Here is a 16,914-nt window from a genome sequence, read left to right on the forward strand (position 1 = left end):
GCGGCGCGCATCCTGGAAGCCTCGCAGAAGGTGGCGGCGACCATCGCCGACATCTCGGCGGCGTCGGGCGAGCAGGCCAACGGCATCGACGAGATGAGCCAGGCGGTGGCGCATCTCGACGAGATGACCCAGCAGAACGCGGCGCTGGCCGAGCAGAGCGCGGCTTCCGCCAACGCCCTCTCCGGCCGGATCGGTCAGCTCAACGAACTCGTCGCGACCTTCCGCACCGGCCGCGAGGCGGTCGGGCAGTCCAGCTATCCGCAGCCTGTCGCTTCCGCCGCTGCCGCGGCGCGCCCGGCGAAGCCCGCCCCTCGCGCCGTGGTGCGGCCCGTCGCGGTCTCGAACATGGCTCCGGCCGCCTCCGCCAAGGCCCCCGCGGCCGAGCCGGAGCGGCTGCGCAAGCTTGCCGAAGCCGCCTTTGCCCAGTCCAAGGCCACCCCCGCCCCGCGCAAGGTCGCCAATGGCCGCGCCCAGGATGCAGGCTGGGAAGAGTTCTGAGGGCGGAGGACTGAGCCCTCGACGCCCACAGCCCTCCTGCCCTCAAACGAAACGGCGCCCGAAAGGGCGCCGTTTTTCGTCGATCCTGAATTTTTCTGCGCATCGGCACCTTGCGCAGAGCCGGTATCGACCTATGTCTGCGACAGGCGCCGGGACTTTGTGTCCCTTTATGACGCCGACATCGCAAACAGATTTGTGACGACCGTCATGCCGCCTTCCTCGGAATCGGCAGATGCTTCGCCGCTTGCTGACAGGTCCCGACGGGGATGTCTGCGACAAGCGGTTTCAGCCGTCACCAGAACAGGGAGACGAAAACCATGCCTTTCAGCCAGGTTCTTCAAACTCTCGGCCAGCTCGCCTCCGGCTTCACCCAAGCCAGCCGTCCCACCCGCCTGCTCGAGATCGATCTCGACGACAGGGGCGGCCCCACCCCCTTCGAGCAGGCCGCCATCGGCACGTGGAAGACCGAGGACGGGTCGATCTTGATCGACCTGAGACCGGATGGTCAGTTTCACAAGGCCAAGCCAGCAGCCGGCGCGCAGCATCGCGGTCGCTATGCGGTCGATCGCTCGAAGCTCTATTTCGAGGGCGAAAGCGGATGGGTCGCGCTGGGCAAGCTCAAGCGCGGCACGCTCAGCATCGGCGAGAAGCATTTCCGCAAAGCGTAACGCGACGCCGGACAGCTAAGATAGGGCCGTGCCTTCGCGAGAAGGCGCGGCCCTTTCCTTTTTCGGAGTCGTTCGCAGCGCTCGTCAGTAGCCGACCGTGAAGCGGCGGCGGCTATGAGCGTGCTTTTCCAGCTCATCGACCAATGCGATGGCGTAGTCCTCCGCCGAGATCGCGCTGTTGCCGCTGCCGTCGACCAGGAGTTGGTCGGTGCCAAGCCGGAACTTGCCGGTCCGCTCACCCGGCTGGATCAGCGCCGAAGGCGAGAGGAAGGTCCAGTCCAGGCCCTGCTCCCGCTTCAGCAGATCGAGGAAGACGCCGCCCTGCTTGGCCTCGTCGAGATAGGCGGCCGGAAATTCCGGCGTGTCATAGAGCCGGATGCCCGGCGCCACTTCGAGGCTGCCGGCGCCGCCGACGACGAGATAACGCTTCACGCCCGAGTGCTTCACGGCGGCAAGGAGGAGCTGCGGATCGCTGGCGGTGAAATGGACCGCGCTGATCACCGCGCCATGACCGGCAAGGACCTTCGCCAGCCCGTCCTTGTCGAAGATGTCGCCCTTGACTGCGGTGACGCCGGGCAAAGCCGCGACCTTCTCGGGATTGCGGACAATGGCGGTGACGGCGTGGCCGCGCGACGACAGCTCGGCGAGCAGGCGCGAGCCGATAAATCCGCTTGCGCCGATCAAAGCAACTTTCATGACAGGGGCTCCTTGTTGAGGTATCAAAAAGATACCTGCATCCTGTTGGAACCTATCTGCTCATGCCGCGCAGCCCCGTAAAGAAGGCACTTTCGCGCGACATGGTCACCTCCCGGAAACCGCCATGCTGAAACGCCCCGATCCATTTCAGGCGCTCTGTCCGACGCGACGCGTGCTCGATCGCATCGGCGATACCTGGGCCGTTCTGATCCTGATCGCGCTCGACGACGGCACGTTGCGCTTCAACGCGCTCCGGCGCCGGATCGAGAATATCTCCCAGAAGATGCTGTCGCAGACGCTGAAGAGCCTGGAGCGAGACGGACTCGTCCGGCGCGAGGTTTTTCCGACCGTGCCGGTCACAGTCGAGTATTCGCTGACCGAGCTCGGGCGCACGCTCTCGCGAACCGTGCATCAGCTCACCCTCTGGGCCGAAGCGCATATCGGCGAGGTCGAGGAAGCGCAGCAGCGATACGACCGCGGCTCCCAGCTGCTGGAAGGCGGTCGCATTCCGATCCCGCTCATCCCCCGGTAAGCGGCTTGCCCGCCGCGAAGAAGCCGCTCCAGAGATCAGGCGGCAACGCGCCGTCGAGGATGTCGCCCGCCTTGAAGTCATCGGGCTTCAGCTTGTCGATGTCATCCCACTCGACCGGCATCGCCAGCGTCGCACCCGGCCGGGCGCGGGTCGAATAGGGGGCGATCGCGGTCGCACCGCGGCCATTGCGGAGATAGTCGATGAAGATGCGGCCGCGCCGCGCCTTCTTCGACAGCGTCGCGGTATAGAGCTTCGGCTCGGCCTGCTCCATCGCCTTGGCGAAATCGCGGGCGAAACCCCTGACGCGCTCCCAATCCGCCTTTGGCTTCAAGGGCAGCACGACATGGAAGCCCTTGCCACCGGAGACCTTCAGGAAGCTTTCGAAGCCGAGTTCGTCGAGATGCCGGCGCACCGTGAGCGCCGCCTCCCGCACGCGCTCGATCGGCACGCCCTCATCGGGATCGAGGTCGAAGATGATCTGGTCCGGCGTCTCGATGGCGTCCATGGTCGCGCCCCAGACATGGACCTCGACCGTGCCGAGCTGGACGAGAGCGGCGAGCCCATCGAAATCCTCGATATAGACCAGCTCCGCGCCGTCCGAATCCCGGCGCCGTTTGACGGCCTCGTGCAGGCCCGGGCCGGCATGTTTCTGAAAGAAGCGGGAGCCCTCGATGCCGTTCGGCGCGCGCACCAGGCTGAGCGGGCGGCCGATGACGAAACGCTGCATCAGCGACCAGACCTTGGCGTAGTAGGCGAGCAAATCACCCTTGGTGAAGCCGATATCCGGCCAGAGCGGCTTGTCGGGGTTCGACAGTTTCACCACGGTCGCGACCGACCTACTTTGAGAGGGCGGCGCAACCTTCCCGCCCTTCGTTTGCGCCGGAGCCGTTTGGGCGGGCTTCTCCGCGACGATCTCACCCGCCGGCTTGTCCTCGCGCAAGCCCAGGAACGAGGCGTGGCGCAGGGTTTTCGAAGCCGTCCAGGCGCGGAACTCGACCTCGGCCACCAGCTCCGGCTTCACCCAGACAACGCCGCGCTCGCGCCCCGCGGCGCCTTTAAAGGGCGAATTGTCGGTCGCGAGCCCGTCGAGCTTCACCTTCAGCGCAGCTGCGGATTTCGCGGTGAAACCAGTGCCGACGCGGCCTGCCGGCTTCAAATCCCCCTTCTCGTAATAACCCGTCACGATGGAGCCGAGCTTGCGTGGCGCCGCCTGGGAGGGGACATAGCCGGCGATCACGAATTCCTGACGCTGCGTGCATTTCGACTTGATCCAATCGCGCCCCCGGCCACTGCGATAGGGCGCATCCTGTTTCGAGATTACGCCTTCCAGCCCCATGCGGCAGGCATGATTCAGCATGGTCTGGCCCGGCTCGATGAAATGCTCGCTGTAGCGCAGAGGCCCATCGGCCGGGCTGCCCTCCAGGAGATGCTGCAGCCTTTCCTTGCGCGCGAGCAGCGGCTCGTCGCGCAGATCCTCGCCGTCGAGATGAAGCAAATCGAAGGCGAAATAGACGAGACCGCTGGTCTTTCCCTCCGAAAGCGCCTGCTGCAGCATGGAGAAGGACGAGATGCCGTTGCTGCCGAGCGCAACAAGTTCGCCGTCGATCAGCGCAGCCTCGCAGGGCAGACCGGCCAGCGCCGCAATGAGGCTCCCAGCGAAGCGGGCCGTCCAGTCGAGGCCGGAGCGGGTCAACAGCCGGACGTCGCCGTGGTCGATGCGAGCTTCCAGCCGATAGCCGTCGAACTTGACCTCGTGCAGCCAGTTCTCGCCGCTTGGCGGCTTTTCCTGCAAAGTTGCGAGGCAGGGCTCGACGAAGGCGGGAAGATCCTTTCGATCGCTCGGCCGCTTCGCCTTCCGGACAGGCTTCGCGGCGGCCGCCGCCCGCTTTGGCGGCTTTGTCGTGTCCCAGACGGCTCCGCGATCGTCGTCAATGCCGATCCGCTCGACCGACAGGCCGGATTTCACCGAATCGGGCTTGGTGTCGAGGATGTCCTCATCGGTGCGGGCGAATTCGTCCTCCGACTTGATCAGCAACCAGTTGTCGCGCTTCTCGCCTCGCCGGGGCTTCAGCCGAACGAGATGCCAGCGCCCACGCAGCTTGTGGCCCTCCAGCGTAAAAGCCAGGTGGCCCTTCTTCATGCCGGCAGCCGGATCGCCCTCCGGAATCCATTGGCCTTCATCCCAGACGATGACCGAGCCGCCGCCATATTGACCGGCGGGAATCGTGCCCTCGAAGCCGCCATATTCGAGCGGGTGATCCTCGACATGAACCGCCAGACGCTTCTCGGCCGGATCCAGGCTCGGGCCGCGCGTCACCGCCCAGGACCAGAGCACGCCGCCATGTTCGAGCCGAAAATCGTAATGCAGGCGCCGGGCCGCATGTTTCTGAACGACGAAGGCGCCACCCTTCGCGGCAGATTTCTTGCCGGCGCTCGCTGCGCCCGCCGGTTCACGGGTTTGAGAGAAATCGCGTTTGGAGCGATAAGGATCGAGCGTCGACATCGCCTTTTCTCTCCTCACAACCTCGAAGACAGCGCCTTCAAGCGAGCGAGAGTTCGAGATAACCCGTCCACACCGGCCGCGCTGCCATCAGACCATCCGCGGCGATGAGCCTGATCGGCATATCGTGATCCCGCATGCACATGGGCATGACACGATCCCGCCTTCCGGACCGACGATAAGCAAGTCAAACCGGCGTCTGACGCTCCTGTTCCGCACGGCGCTGGCGTTTCCGCCGATTTCGTGTATATGGCCCGCATCCGGCCTGAAAAAGCCGGCAGCGCGACCCCTCCGCGATGAGGTGGCTCGCGGATTTCGGACCTCGCTGGACGACATCCCGGCCTGGCCCGCCAGATCAACCCAAACAGAGGATATCCCGATGTCGATCACTGCCGAGCGCAAGACCGCGCTGCTTCAGGAATACGCCACCAAGCCGAACGACACCGGCTCGCCGGAAGTGCAGGTCGCGATCCTGACCGAGCGCATCAACAACCTGACCGGCCACTTCAAGTCGCACGCGAAGGACAACCACTCCCGTCGCGGCCTGCTCAAGCTGGTCTCGCAGCGTCGTTCGCTGCTCGACTACCTCAAGGGCAAGGAAGAGGCCCGCTACAAGACGCTGATCGAACGGCTCGGCATCCGCCGCTGATCGAAGGCTGAAAACCGTTTCCGCCCGGTGCGCCACGCTCCGGGCGGCATCCTTTTAGGGCGATGCCGCCATGGGCGGATTGCCTCACTGCCGCGGCGGCCGCATGGGGCGGCCCTCCCGCGTGACCCGCCGGGCGCCGCAGACGTCCATGGCAGGATCGCCGAGCGCTCGGGCGCACAACCTTTTCCACCCGAGTGCTCCGCCGTCTTGCCCATGGGCCTGAAGGCACCGGACGGGTCGAACCCGACCGAAAGACGAAACACATGTTCGACATCCAAACCGAAGAACTGATCTGGGGCGGCCGCAAGCTCGTCCTCGAAACCGGTAAGGTCGCCCGCCAGGCCGACGGCGCCGTGATGGCCACCTATGGCGAGACCGTCGTGCTCGCGACCGTGGTCTCGGCCAAGGAGCCGAAGCCGGGCTTCGACTTCTTCCCCCTGACCGTCAACTACCAGGAAAAGACCTTCGCGGCCGGCCGCATTCCCGGCGGCTACTTCAAGCGCGAAGGCCGCCCGAGCGAGAAGGAGACGCTGGTCTCCCGCCTGATCGACCGCCCGATCCGCCCGCTYTTCGTYGACGGCTACAAGAACGACACGCAGGTCGTCATCACCGTGCTCCAGCATGATCTGGAGAACGATCCCGACATCCTCGCGATGGTCGCCACCTCGGCTGCGCTGACGCTCTCCGGCGTGCCCTTCATGGGCCCGATCGGCGGCGCCCGCGTCGGCTACATCGACGGCGCCTACAAGCTCAACCCGACGGTCGAGGAAGCCAAGGAATCGGTTCTCGATCTCGTCGTCGCCGGCACGCAGGACGCCGTGATGATGGTCGAGTCCGAGGCCAAGGAGCTGACGGAAGAGGTCATGCTCGGCGCCGTGATGTTCGGCCACAAGCATTTCCAGCCGGTGATCGAGGCGATCATCCGCCTGGCCGAGAAGGCCGCCAAGGAGCCGCGCGACTTCACCCCGCCGGATGATTCCGCCGTTCTCGACGCGATCATGAAGGTTGGCGAGTCCGAGCTGCGCGCCGCCTACAAGATCACCGCCAAGGCCGAGCGCTACAAGGCTGTCGACGCCGTCAAGGCCAAGGTCGTCGCCGCGCTGGTCTCGGAGACCCCGGACGGCGTCGCCACCTTCCCGAAGGACAAGGTCGGCGCCCAGTTCAAGGAAGCSCAGGCCAAGATCGTSCGCTGGAACATCCTCGACGACGGCATCCGCATCGACGGYCGCGACGKCAAGACCGTGCGCCCGATCGTCGCGGAAGCGGGCGTTCTGCCGCGCACCCATGGTTCCGCGCTGTTCACCCGCGGCGAGACCCAGGCGCTGGTCGTGACCACGCTCGGCACCGGCGACGACGAGCAGTTCATCGACTCGCTGGAAGGCACCTACAAGGAGACCTTCCTGCTGCATTACAACTTCCCGCCCTACTCGGTCGGCGAGACCGGCCGCATGGGTTCGCCCGGCCGCCGCGAGATCGGCCACGGCAAGCTCGCCTGGCGCGCCATCCACCCGATGCTGCCGGGCAAGGGCGAGTTCCCCTACACCCTGCGCGTCGTCTCGGAGATCACCGAGTCGAACGGCTCCTCCTCGATGGCCACCGTCTGCGGCACCTCGCTGGCGCTGATGGATGCCGGCGTGCCGCTGCGCGCTCCGGTCGCGGGCATCGCGATGGGCCTCATCCTGGAAGGCAAGCGCTTCGCCGTGCTCTCCGACATCCTGGGTGACGAGGACCATCTCGGCGACATGGACTTCAAGGTCGCCGGCACGGGCGAGGGCATCACCTCGCTGCAGATGGACATCAAGATCGCCGGCATCACCGAGGAGATCATGAAGGTCGCCCTCGATCAGGCCAAGGGCGGCCGCGAGCACATCCTCGGCGAGATGGCGAAGGCCCTCTCCGCCTCGCGCAGCCAGCTCGGCGAGTTCGCGCCGCGCATCGAGACGATGAAGATCCCGGTCGACAAGATCCGCGAAGTCATCGGCTCCGGCGGCAAGGTCATCCGCGAGATCGTCGAGAAGACCGGCGCCAAGGTGAACATCGAGGATGACGGCACCATCAAGATCGCCTCGGCCGACGGCAAGTCGATCGAAGCCGCGATCAAGTGGATCAAGTCGATCGTCTCGGAAGCCGAACCGGGCATGATCTATGACGGCACCGTGGTGAAGATCATGGAGTTCGGCGCCTTCGTGAACTTCTTCGGCGCCAAGGACGGCCTCGTCCACATCTCCGAACTCGCCTCGCGCCGGGTCCAGAAGGTGCAGGACGTCGTCAAGGAAGGCGACAAGGTCAAGGTGAAGTTCCTCGGCATGGACGAGCGCGGCAAGATCCGCCTCTCGATGAAGGTCGTCGACCAGGAAACCGGCGAAGACATCACCGAGAAGCTCAAGGCTGAGCGCGACGCCGAGAAGGCCCGCGAGAAGCAGCAGGCCGAGTAAGCTTCGCCCTCACGCGATTCACGTGAAACGAGACGCCCCGCATCTCCCGATGCGGGGCGTTTTGCTTTGGTCGGTGTCCGGCAGAGGCGGGAGAGGCGACGTCGTGCCGGGGCTTGTCCCGCGCATCGCGTGAAGCAGCGGCACTTCTTCTTGCCAGCAATTCCAGGGTTTCCGCTTCGCCTTGCCCGGGGAAGGACGGCCCGCTTTCGAGAAGGTGACGCGCCGCCATCAATAGTCTAGACATATGTCCATCCATGGAGACCGGCATGTCCGACCACCGCATCGCCTCGCTCGACGATCTCGCTCGCGCCTACCCCAATCCGCTCGCTCCGGCCTCGGTCTTCAAGGAGATCGATCATGTCGACGAGAATTATGCAGCGCTGATCGCCGCCTCGCCGTTTTTTGTGCTCGCGACGGTCGGCCCGGAGGGGCTGGATTGTTCGCCGCGCGGGGATCTGCCGGGCTTTGTCACGGTGCGGAACGCGAAAACGCTCCTGATTCCCGACCGAAAAGGAAACAACCGTCTGGATTCATTGAAGAATATTCTGTTTGACGATCGAATCGGAATGCTCTTCCTGATCCCCGGTTACGGCGAGACGCTGCGCGTGAACGGACGCGCAGCGATCTCCTGCGATCCTGAGTTGTGCGCATCGTTCGAGATGGCCGGGAAGCTGCCGGCGAGCGTCATGATCGTCCATGTCGAGGCCGTCTACTTCCAGTGCTCGCGCGCGGTGGTGCGGGCGGAGCTCTGGAACCCGAATCGGCAGGTCGACAAGCGGACCCTGCCCTCGCCCGGAACGATCCTGCGCGACATCACCGCGCGCAATGCGGCGGTCGAGACCTTCGACGGCGGGGCTTACGACGCGGCGCTGCCGGCGCGGGTCAAGGCGACGCTGTATTGAGGTGTGCCGTATTCGGAGCAGGCGCGCGTCATGCTCGGCCTCGAGCCGAGCATCTCGGGACGAGAGGACGCCTGCACAGTGAGCCTTGTCTAGATGCGATTCTCGGGTCCGCGCAAAGCGCGGCCCGAGAATGACGGACTATCGGCTCACAGCAGGCCTTCGTTGCCCGCCAGCGTCTTCAGGACGACATCCGGCCGGGCGCCGATATGCGAGATGATTTCGGCCGCTGCCAAGGCGCCAAGACGCAGACAGTCGCGGGTCTCTCGGCCGGAGGTCAGGCCGTAGAGGAAGCCGGCGGCAAAGAGATCGCCCGCGCCGGTTGCGTCGACGACGCGCTCGATCGTGAAGACCGGCTCCTCGATGATGCCGTCCGGCGTCACCGCCAGCGCGCCCTTCTCGGAGCGGGTGACGACCGCGATAATGTTCTCGGAGCGCAGCCAGGACAGGGCCGTATCGAAATCCGAGGTCTCATAGAGGCTCTTGAGCTCGTGCTCATTGGCGAAGACGAGGTCGACCATGCGGTTGCGGATCAGGCCGACGAATTCGTCGCGGTAGCGGTCGACACAGAAGGAGTCCGACAGGGTGATCGCGACGCGCCCGCCCGCCCTGTGCGCAACCTCGGAAGCCTTGCGAAAAGCCTCCTTCGCCGCCGGCGGGTCCCACAGATAACCTTCGAGATAGATGATGTCGGCGTTCTCGACAGCCTTCTCATCGACATCCGCGGCGGAGAGACCCTGGCAGGCGCCGAGATAGGTGTTCATCGTGCGCTCGCCATCGGGTGTGACGATGATGAAGGAGCGCGCCGTCGCCGGGCCGTCGGCGGCCGCAGCCGTATCGAAGGCGACGCCAAGCGAGGTGAGATCGTGGCGGTAGAGCTTGCCGAGCTCATCGGCCTTGACCTTGCCGATGAAGGCGCCCTTGCCGCCGAAGGAAGCGAGGCCGGCGATGGTGTTTGCAGCCGAGCCGCCGGAGATGATGCGCGCCGGCCCCATGGCGGCGTAGAGCGATTCCGCTCGGCTCTCGTCGATCAGCATCATCGCGCCTTTGGTCAGCTTCTGCGCGGCGAGGAAATCTTCCTCGGCCAAAGCCAGGACATCGACGATGGCGTTGCCGAGGGCGAGGACGTCCGTGCGGGTCTTGGTCATGAGCTGGCTTGTCCGGAATTGCGCGGCCGAAGTGCCGGAAAGGAAGGTTTCGGCGTGTCGCATCCGCGCGCGGCGGGGTCAAGCGGCCTAGATCGCCGTGTGTTCTTTCGGACGCAAAGTGGCGATCCGGCCCTTTGTGCAAGCATCGGATTTGCCCGAAAAGCGGATTCCGCTTGTCGGTCCGATGCTCCGGCTCAACCCTTGTCCCGGCGCGTGGCGGCTTCGTCGAGGACCGCCGCCAGGCGACGCAGATCCTCGCCGTCGAGTTCGGCGATCTCGCGGGCAAGACGGTTGGCGAAGAGTGTCGCCTCGGGATCGAGGCCGGCCGTATCGACGGTGACGCGCGGATGCGAGAGATCGGCGAGGCGGACGAGTTCATCCGCCTCGTCCCAGATGACGCCGAGCACATGGATCGCGCCCTGGATCAGGGTGAAGGTCGGACGACCACGCTTGCCGTGCTCCAGCGCCGAAAGATAGGCCGGCGTCACGCCAAGGCCGTCCGCCATCTGAGCAAGGGTCAGGCCTCGCCGGTCCCGAAGCTCACGCACACGCCGTCCGAAGGGCGTCACGGGCCGTGCTCCCTAGGCCGCCGCAAGCGCACATAGAGCGCGCCGGAACCGCCATGGCGCTGCTCAGCTTCTTCGAAGCCCAGCAGCAGCGGGCGCAGCTCCGGGAGCCTGAGCCAATGCGGCACCATGCGCCGCAGGACGCCACGCTCATCACCGAACAGGGTTGGTGCAGGACCGCCCTTTCCGGTGACGACAAGGGCCAGGCGGGTGCCGCGGGCCTGTTCGCGACGCAGGAAGCCGTGCAGGGCCAGATGCGCCTCGTCCTGCCGCATCCCGTGCAAATCGATCGATGCTTCGATCTCCTGCCGGCCACGCCGGAGCTGCGTGCGCAGGCGGCGCTCGATCGGCGCGAGCGGCGGAGCCGCCGGGGGCGACGTTCTTGCCGAGGCGACGGCAACGACAAGAACGGATGTCTCGGTTGGAGAAGGCACTGCCGGAGGCGGGGCCGGCTCCGGCTCGATCGGCGCCCTACCGGGCAGCGGCTTGACCGAACGCGCCACCTGTCTCCAGAGCGCGATATCGGCCTGCGTCAGCGTCTTGCCCCGGCGTGACCGCATGTCAACGCGGCCAGAGCACGGTGAAGGACACGGGATGGCGGATCAGCCCGGCGCGATGGCCGGCAGCCGGGCCGGAACCGACGAAGAGGTCCATCCGGGCCGGGCCGAGGATGGCCGAGCCCGTGTCCTGCGCGATCATCAGCCGGGCGAGATGCTCGTCACCGCCAGCACCATCCGGAATCGTCGTGTCGATCCAGACAGGCAGACCATAGGGCCAAGCAGTACGATCGATGGCGATGCTGCGCAGCGGCGTCAGCGGTAGTCCGGCGCCGCCGATCGGCCCGCTCTCCGCTGGAAGATCGTCGCGGCGGGCGAAGAAGACGAAGGACTTGTTCAGGCGGATCAGGTCCCGGGCAAAGGCGGGGTCGGCCTTCAGCCGAGCGACGAGCCGGTCCATGGTCATCTGCTCGGGCGGAATGGCCTCGCGCTGGCTGAGAACGCGGCCGAGCGAGGTATAGGGATGGCCGTTGCGACCTGAATAGGTCAGCCGCGTCACAGAACCGTCGGGCAAGCGAACGCGGCCCGAGCCCTGCACCTGCAGCACGAAACGGTCGACCGGATCGCGTAGCCAGAGAATCTCCAGCCCCTGCCCGTCGAGCGCGCCGGTCTCGATCGCGGTGCGGTCCGGAAAGGGTTCGAGTCCCCTTTGGGTGCGGCGCGCGGCGGACAACGTCTTTTCCAGGTCCGGCCAGTCATCCTCCGGGAAGCGCGTCACCAGATCCTTCGGTCGGTCGTAGAGCGGTGTCGGGAAGGCATCAGTACGCTTGAGCGAACCTTCGAACTCCGGCTCGAAATAGCCCGTCGTGAAGCCGGTAACAGCGCCGGCCGGCCGGATGCGCCAGAAGCTGAAATTCTGTTCGAAGAAGCCGCGCGCCTGGTCCCGGCCGACATTGCCCTTGGCGGCCAGCCCCTTCGCCTTGTCGCAGACGGCGGCGAGGATGTCGGGCAAAGATACGGCCTGGCGCAGCGGCGGGTCGGCCATGCAGCCGCGCGCGAAAATGGCGAAAGCCCGGGCGTGATCGTCCCGGGCCCAACCATCGATCTCATGCGCGGCGCGTTGCTCGGCCCGGGCGCCGTCCGGCAAGGGAAAGGGAGCGGCCATAGCGGTCATGGAGGGGAGGCAGACTGCCGCGGAAAGCGCCAGCGCGATCCCCGCAGCACGGTTCACGCGGCCGATTCGGTGGCGACCAGCAGCCAGTTCGGATCGCGGCTGCCGAGCTGACGCGAGAAGGTCCAGATGTCGTTGACTTCGGAGACCTGATCGGCGCTGCCGTCGACGACATTGCCCTGCGCATCGCGGGTAACGCTGATCAGTTGCGAGATGAAGGCGATGGTCACCTGGGCGGTCTTGCCCTTGACGTCGACGGCGGCGAGATCGGCCTTGTCGATCGAGACGAAATTCGATTCCGCCTTCTCGCCGCGCTTCTCGCGCTCGGTAATCGCCTGCTCGAAACCGTCATAGACATCCTTCGCAAGCAGGCCCTTGAGCATCTTGCGGTCCCCGCGCGCGAAAGCGGTGACGATCGCCTCATAGGCCGACTTTGCGCCCGAAATGAAGGCATGCGGATCGAAGCTCGGCTCCTGCCTGATAATGGCCTCGATGCCGGCACTGACCGGCGAATCCGGCGGAGCGAGATCCTTCCAGCGCTCGGCGGCCGGCGGGTCTGCGGCGACGGAATCGTTGGCGGCACCCGGCAGGCGGATCACATTGTCGCGCTTGTCCGGGGACTGCGCCTGGTCAGGCCGCATCGGCGGGGTCTCGCGACGCGCGAAAGGATCCTTCGGCTGCTCGTTGCCGGTCTTCTGACCGAGCACGGAACGCAGCTTCCAGGCGACGAAAACGGCCAGAGCCAAGAAGACCAGAGTCGTCATGTCGAAGGAATTTTGCATCGAAGGCTGACCCGCGGCTCCCCGTTATTGCTTGCAGCCTTTCCGCGCAGCCGCGGCAGGCCTTAGCCGTCATATGGTAAGACAGGCTCGTAACATCCACCCCCCACCTTGTGAAGGCGACTTCTTGTGCCGGCCCAGCGTCCATGATAGCCGACGCGCGCGTTGCTCCGGAATGTGGGACGCAGTCCCGGACGCCGGCAATGGCGCGGGATTTCCCGAGACAGCCTGCCAGAACAAGATGGGACCGATGGCCAACGAACTCCCCAACGGCAATGGCACGGACGCTGCGAACGCGGCTCCCAGCCTGAACGCCCTAGTCCAGTACACGAAGGATTTTTCCTTCGAGAACCCCAAGGCGCCGCGCTCGCTCTCCCAGCAGGAGGCGCAACAGGGCCCGCAGATGTCGCTGCAGGTCAATGTCGGCAGCACTGCGCTCGGCGACAGCGATTATGAGACCGTGCTTCGCCTGGAAGGCAAGGCCGAACTGAAGGGCGAGACGCTCTTCGCCTTCGACCTGAGCTATGCCGGCGTGTTTCGTCTGCAGAACATCCCGCAGGAGCACATCCACCCTGTACTGGTGATCGATTGCGCCCGCCTGCTCTTCCCCTTCGCACGCCAGATCGTCGCGGAAGCGGTCCAGAACGGCGGCTTCCCGCCCTTCTACATCCCGCCGATCGACTTCGCCTCGCTCTATCAGCAGCGTATGCAGGAACTGCAGGGTCAGCCCGGCGCCACCGCCAACTGACGGCAGCTCGAGCCGCTACAAGGATCAAGAAAGGGCCCTTCCGGGGCCCTTTTTCATTTGTTGCGGATCATTGTTGCCCTTGCAGAGCAAGTGCCACCTCTCCATGTCGCACGAGCAACGGCGGACGCCCCGGCAGGGACGCCCGCCTTTTCCGTATCCGTGGAGACCCGATGGACAACCTTCTGACACTTGCCGCCGACCCCGCCGTATGGGCCGCGCTCGGGGCATTGATCGCCATGGAGGTCGTGCTCGGCATCGACAACCTAATCTTCATCTCCATCCTGACCAACAAGCTGCCCGAACATCAGCGCTCGAAGGGCCGCAAGATCGGTATCGGCCTGGCGCTGATCCTGCGCCTTGCGCTGCTCAGCACCGTGGCCTTCATCGTCACGCTGACCACGCCGATCTTCTCGGTACTCGGCCAGGCCTTCTCCTGGCGCGATCTGATCCTCATCGCCGGCGGCCTCTTCCTGGTCTGGAAGGCGACGAAAGAGATCCATCACAAGGTCGATCCCGATCCCGACTCCGTCCTCGCCGGGGGCGGCCGGGCAGTGACGCTGAGCTTCGGCAGCGCGATTTTCCAGATCCTGCTGCTCGACCTCGTTTTCTCGATCGACTCGATCATCACTGCGGTCGGCATGACCGAGCACGTGCCAGTGATGGTGATCGCCGTGATCGTCGCCGTGCTGACGATGCTGCTCGCCGCCGATCCGCTGGCGCGCTTCATCGACAGGAACCCGACCATCGTGATGCTGGCGCTCGGCTTCCTGCTGATGATCGGCGGTACGCTGATCGCAGAGGGCTTCGGCGTGCATGTGCCGAAGGGCTACATTTACGCCGCTATGGCCTTTTCGGCCCTGATCGAGGCGCTCAACATGCTTTCGCGCCGCAAGGTGCGGAAGGACGCCCAGAGCTGACCTTCCAGGAAAGGACGATGCGGATTACTGTGCCGCGTCGTCCGTGATGCCGAGATAGCCCTTCCACAGCGGGGCCTTCAGCGATCCCAGGATGAAGGCCTCATGCGCCTTGATGGCGGCTTCGTCGAGGCGTGGCGCAAGCGGACGCTGGCGCTGCGGCTTCTCGGCCGCAACCATCGCAAGCCCGCCGCGACCCGCCACTCCCTCGACGCCGAGACCCAGCGAGGTCTGCTTGCCGCCGATCAGCTCGATATACACCTCGGCGAGGATCTCAGAGTCGAGCAAGGCGCCGTGCCTGGTGCGGCGGCTGTTGTCGATGCCGTAGCGCGAGCACAGCGCATCGAGGCTGTTCGAAGCGCCGGGGTGCTTGCGGCGCGCCATCGACAGGGTATCGACCACCCATGCCTGCTCGATCGGCGGCAGGCCGAGGCGCTTGAACTCCATGTTGATGAAGCCGACGTCGAAGGCAGCGTTGTGGATCACCAGCTTCGCGCCGGCGATGAATTCCGCGAACTCCTGGGCGACCGCGGCGAATACGGGCTTGTCCGATAGGAATTCTTCCGAGAGGCCGTGGACATTGAACGCCCCGGCCGGCATCGAGCGCTCGGGGTTGATGTAGACATGATAAGTGCGGCCGCTCGGGCAGTGATTGACCAGCTCGACGCAGCCGATCTCGACGATGCGGTCGCCATTATTGGCTTCGACGCCGGTGGTTTCGGTATCGAGAACGATCTCACGCATCGCTTGAGGACCTCACTGCAGCGCCGCGCCCGGGACGGCCGGCGAGCGCCATCAGGATAGAACCGACCTGTCGCTCCGCGGCCACGAGCCCGCGCGCCGTGTCCACAAGGAAATGGGCGTGGCGGCGCTTCTCGGCATCCGGCATCTGGCGCGAAAGGATCGCCTCGAGCTTTTCCGCGTTCATGCCGGGCCGGGCGAGGACGCGTTCGCGCTGAACCTCGGCCGGCGCGGTCACGACGAGGACTGCGTCGCAACGCACTTCCCCGCCGGTTTCGAGCAGCAGCGGCACGTCGATGACGGCAAGCGCCGCGCCCTCGCGGCGACAGCGCGCGACGAAGCTTTCCTCTTCCTCGCGCACGAGCGGATGAATGATCGCCTCGAGCCGCTTGAGCGCTTCCGGCTTTCCGAGGACCGCCGCGCCCAGTTTCGCCCGATCGACCACGCCATCGACCAATGTGCCGGGGAAGGCCTCCTCGATCGGTGCCGCCGCGCGGCCGCGGTGCAGGCGATGTACGGCAGCATCCGCATCATGCAACGGCACGCCGCGCTGCACGAACAGCCCGGCCGTCGTCGACTTCCCCATTCCGATCGAGCCCGTCAGCCCCAGCACGAAGGTCATGCTCTCTCCGCCGAATCAGGTCTTCAGGATATCGGCTTCGATCAGGGCGCGCAGGGCCGGCGTCACTTCCGGCGTTACGCCGAACCAGCGAGCGAAGCCCGGTACGGCTTGATGCAGCAGCATGCCCAGACCATCGACCGGAATGCCGCCGCGACTCTCGGCCTCCGCGAGGAGCGCCGTCTTGAGAGGCGCATAGACGATGTCGTCGACGATGGTGCCGGGCCGGAGCGCCGCGAGATCGATCTCCAGCGGCGGTTTGCCCTGCATGCCCAAAGCCGTCGCGTTCACGATGAGATCGGCCTGCCCGACTAGCCGGTCGCGCTGATCCCAGTCTCCGGTCTCAAGCGGCCGCCCCAAGGCAGCAGCCAATTCCTCTGCGCGCTCGCGGCTGCGATTGACGACGACGACGTGGTCGACGCCCCGCGACTTCAGCCCGTAGCAGATGCCGCGCGCGGCCCCGCCGGCGCCCAGGACGAGTGCTGTTCCGACACGCCCCTGCCAATCCGGCACAGTCGCATCGAGATGAGCGAGGAAGCCCGGCACATCGCTGTTATCAGCCAATACGCGATTGCCCTCGCGCCAGAGCGTGTTGACCGCGCCGACCGCCCGGCCGGCATCGCTGACCTCATCGACCAGCACCATCACTGCTTCCTTGTGCGGCACGGTGACATTGCCGCCGGCGAATTCACCGTCGCGCAGGCGCTGGATGAAGGCGGGCAGATCGGGCGGTGCGACGTCGACACGCTCATACGAACCGGCGATCCGGTAGTGGCGGAGCCACTCGCCATGGATCATCGGCGAGCGCGAATGAGCGATGGGGTGTCCTACAACGAAGCAGCGAGGCGGCATGG

17 protein-coding genes and 1 pseudogene are annotated in these 16,914 nt (G+C 65.7%); 8 read left to right on the top strand and 10 right to left on the bottom strand.

The genetic code is table 11. The annotated features are described in order from the left end of the window. Positions 1 to 498: pseudogene (locus tag AC1DEZ_RS26175) on the top strand (hypothetical protein); the annotation flags it as partial. A 317-nt stretch (positions 499 to 815) separates the two neighbouring features. Further along, entirely contained in the window at positions 816 to 1,166 is a 351-nt protein-coding gene (locus AC1DEZ_RS26180) for an Atu4866 domain-containing protein (RefSeq protein ID WP_441514216.1), read from the top strand. An 84-nt stretch (positions 1,167 to 1,250) separates the two neighbouring features. On the opposite strand, the gene AC1DEZ_RS26185 is transcribed toward AC1DEZ_RS26180, so the two are convergent. Next, entirely contained in the window at positions 1,251 to 1,862 is a 612-nt protein-coding gene (locus AC1DEZ_RS26185; RefSeq protein WP_476781138.1) for an NAD(P)-dependent oxidoreductase, read from the bottom strand. Positions 1,863 to 1,986: 124 nt separating this feature from the next. On the opposite strand from AC1DEZ_RS26185, the gene AC1DEZ_RS26190 reads away from it, so the two are divergent. Continuing rightward, positions 1,987 to 2,394 carry a winged helix-turn-helix transcriptional regulator gene (locus AC1DEZ_RS26190; protein ID WP_441514218.1) on the top strand — a complete coding sequence of 136 codons (408 nt, stop codon included), beginning with the start codon at positions 1,987 to 1,989 and terminating at the stop codon, positions 2,392 to 2,394. Here the strand turns inward: AC1DEZ_RS26190 and ligD are convergent. Next, the gene (gene ligD, locus AC1DEZ_RS26195; protein WP_476781139.1) at positions 2,381 to 4,897 is read right to left on the bottom strand and encodes a DNA ligase D; all 2,517 of its coding nucleotides are present in this window, start codon (positions 4,895 to 4,897) and stop codon (positions 2,381 to 2,383) included. The two genes, AC1DEZ_RS26190 and ligD, sit on opposite strands and share 14 nt — an antisense overlap. A 376-nt stretch (positions 4,898 to 5,273) precedes the next feature. Between ligD and rpsO the strand changes: the two genes are divergently transcribed. The 3 genes from rpsO to AC1DEZ_RS26210 all read left to right on the top strand — a co-directional run bounded on the left by rpsO (position 5,274) and on the right by AC1DEZ_RS26210 (position 8,880). Further along, positions 5,274 to 5,543, top strand: a complete 270-nt coding sequence (rpsO, locus tag AC1DEZ_RS26200; protein WP_149131827.1) for a 30S ribosomal protein S15 — start codon at positions 5,274 to 5,276, stop codon at positions 5,541 to 5,543. Positions 5,544 to 5,806: 263 nt separating this feature from the next. Next, the gene (gene pnp, locus AC1DEZ_RS26205) at positions 5,807 to 7,978 is read left to right on the top strand and encodes a polyribonucleotide nucleotidyltransferase (protein ID WP_476781140.1); all 2,172 of its coding nucleotides are present in this window, start codon (positions 5,807 to 5,809) and stop codon (positions 7,976 to 7,978) included. Between the two features lie 266 nt (positions 7,979 to 8,244). Next, positions 8,245 to 8,880, top strand: a complete 636-nt coding sequence (locus AC1DEZ_RS26210; protein ID WP_476781141.1) for a pyridoxamine 5'-phosphate oxidase family protein — start codon at positions 8,245 to 8,247, stop codon at positions 8,878 to 8,880. Positions 8,881 to 9,026: 146 nt separating this feature from the next. Here the strand turns inward: AC1DEZ_RS26210 and AC1DEZ_RS26215 are convergent, their stop codons facing one another. From AC1DEZ_RS26215 to AC1DEZ_RS26235, 5 genes are all read right to left on the bottom strand, one after another. Further along, complete coding sequence (locus tag AC1DEZ_RS26215) at positions 9,027 to 10,025, bottom strand: adenosine kinase (protein ID WP_476781142.1); 999 nt, start codon at positions 10,023 to 10,025, stop codon at positions 9,027 to 9,029. 194 nt (positions 10,026 to 10,219) lie between these two features. Further along, positions 10,220 to 10,594: a helix-turn-helix domain-containing protein gene (locus AC1DEZ_RS26220; protein ID WP_476781143.1), complete on the bottom strand. Its 375-nt coding sequence runs from the start codon at positions 10,592 to 10,594 to the stop codon at positions 10,220 to 10,222. Continuing rightward, on the bottom strand, positions 10,591 to 11,151 hold the full coding sequence (locus tag AC1DEZ_RS26225) for a Smr/MutS family protein (RefSeq protein WP_476781144.1): 561 nt from the start codon (positions 11,149 to 11,151) through the stop codon (positions 10,591 to 10,593). Before AC1DEZ_RS26225 ends, AC1DEZ_RS26220 begins: the two co-directional genes overlap by 4 nt. 1 nt (position 11,152) lies before the next feature. Then, positions 11,153 to 12,319 (bottom strand): murein transglycosylase A, encoded by a 1,167-nt coding sequence (gene mltA, locus AC1DEZ_RS26230; protein WP_476781145.1) that lies wholly within the window; start codon positions 12,317 to 12,319, stop codon positions 11,153 to 11,155. Then, complete coding sequence (locus tag AC1DEZ_RS26235; protein WP_441514226.1) at positions 12,316 to 13,041, bottom strand: Tim44/TimA family putative adaptor protein; 726 nt, start codon at positions 13,039 to 13,041, stop codon at positions 12,316 to 12,318. The genes mltA and AC1DEZ_RS26235 overlap by 4 nt, the downstream gene beginning before the upstream one ends. A gap of 247 nt (positions 13,042 to 13,288) precedes the next feature. On the opposite strand from AC1DEZ_RS26235, the gene secB reads away from it, so the two are divergent. Then, a complete protein-coding gene (gene secB, locus AC1DEZ_RS26240; RefSeq protein WP_476781146.1) occupies positions 13,289 to 13,786 on the top strand; it encodes a protein-export chaperone SecB in 498 nt (165 codons plus the stop codon). Positions 13,787 to 13,956: 170 nt separating this feature from the next. After that, the gene (locus tag AC1DEZ_RS26245) at positions 13,957 to 14,703 is read left to right on the top strand and encodes a TerC family protein (RefSeq protein ID WP_476781147.1); all 747 of its coding nucleotides are present in this window, start codon (positions 13,957 to 13,959) and stop codon (positions 14,701 to 14,703) included. A gap of 24 nt (positions 14,704 to 14,727) precedes the next feature. On the opposite strand, the gene dnaQ is transcribed toward AC1DEZ_RS26245, so the two are convergent. The 3 genes from dnaQ to AC1DEZ_RS26260 are packed head-to-tail and all read right to left on the bottom strand — an operon-like array spanning position 14,728 to position 16,912. After that, the gene (gene dnaQ / locus AC1DEZ_RS26250; protein ID WP_476781148.1) at positions 14,728 to 15,444 is read right to left on the bottom strand and encodes a DNA polymerase III subunit epsilon; all 717 of its coding nucleotides are present in this window, start codon (positions 15,442 to 15,444) and stop codon (positions 14,728 to 14,730) included. Next, positions 15,437 to 16,063: a dephospho-CoA kinase gene (coaE, locus tag AC1DEZ_RS26255; protein WP_476781149.1), complete on the bottom strand. Its 627-nt coding sequence runs from the start codon at positions 16,061 to 16,063 to the stop codon at positions 15,437 to 15,439. Before coaE ends, dnaQ begins: the two co-directional genes overlap by 8 nt. A 15-nt stretch (positions 16,064 to 16,078) precedes the next feature. Next, positions 16,079 to 16,912 (bottom strand): shikimate dehydrogenase, encoded by an 834-nt coding sequence (locus AC1DEZ_RS26260; protein ID WP_476781150.1) that lies wholly within the window; start codon positions 16,910 to 16,912, stop codon positions 16,079 to 16,081. Between the last annotated feature and the right edge of the window lie 2 nt (positions 16,913 to 16,914).

It is taken from the genome of Allobosea sp. 10L422 (genome assembly GCF_056395345.1).

Bases quoted from the DNA above. Each gene is read 5' to 3' on its own strand.
- AC1DEZ_RS26180 (WP_441514216.1), top strand. From the start codon at position 816: ATGCCTTTCAGCCAGGTTCTTCAAACTCTCGGCCAGCTCGCCTCCGGC.
- AC1DEZ_RS26185 (WP_476781138.1), bottom strand. From the start codon at position 1,862: ATGAAAGTTGCTTTGATCGGCGCAAGCGGATTTATCGGCTCGCGCCTG.
- AC1DEZ_RS26190 (WP_441514218.1), top strand. From the start codon at position 1,987: ATGCTGAAACGCCCCGATCCATTTCAGGCGCTCTGTCCGACGCGACGC.
- ligD (WP_476781139.1), bottom strand. From the start codon at position 4,897: ATGTCGACGCTCGATCCTTATCGCTCCAAACGCGATTTCTCTCAAACC.
- rpsO (WP_149131827.1), top strand. From the start codon at position 5,274: ATGTCGATCACTGCCGAGCGCAAGACCGCGCTGCTTCAGGAATACGCC.
- AC1DEZ_RS26210 (WP_476781141.1), top strand. From the start codon at position 8,245: ATGTCCGACCACCGCATCGCCTCGCTCGACGATCTCGCTCGCGCCTAC.
- AC1DEZ_RS26215 (WP_476781142.1), bottom strand. From the start codon at position 10,025: ATGACCAAGACCCGCACGGACGTCCTCGCCCTCGGCAACGCCATCGTC.
- AC1DEZ_RS26225 (WP_476781144.1), bottom strand. From the start codon at position 11,151: ATGCGGTCACGCCGGGGCAAGACGCTGACGCAGGCCGATATCGCGCTC.
- AC1DEZ_RS26235 (WP_441514226.1), bottom strand. From the start codon at position 13,041: ATGCAAAATTCCTTCGACATGACGACTCTGGTCTTCTTGGCTCTGGCC.
- secB (WP_476781146.1), top strand. From the start codon at position 13,289: ATGGCCAACGAACTCCCCAACGGCAATGGCACGGACGCTGCGAACGCG.
- AC1DEZ_RS26245 (WP_476781147.1), top strand. From the start codon at position 13,957: ATGGACAACCTTCTGACACTTGCCGCCGACCCCGCCGTATGGGCCGCG.
- dnaQ (WP_476781148.1), bottom strand. From the start codon at position 15,444: ATGCGTGAGATCGTTCTCGATACCGAAACCACCGGCGTCGAAGCCAAT.
- coaE (WP_476781149.1), bottom strand. From the start codon at position 16,063: ATGACCTTCGTGCTGGGGCTGACGGGCTCGATCGGAATGGGGAAGTCG.
- AC1DEZ_RS26260 (WP_476781150.1), bottom strand. From the start codon at position 16,912: ATGCCGCCTCGCTGCTTCGTTGTAGGACACCCCATCGCTCATTCGCGC.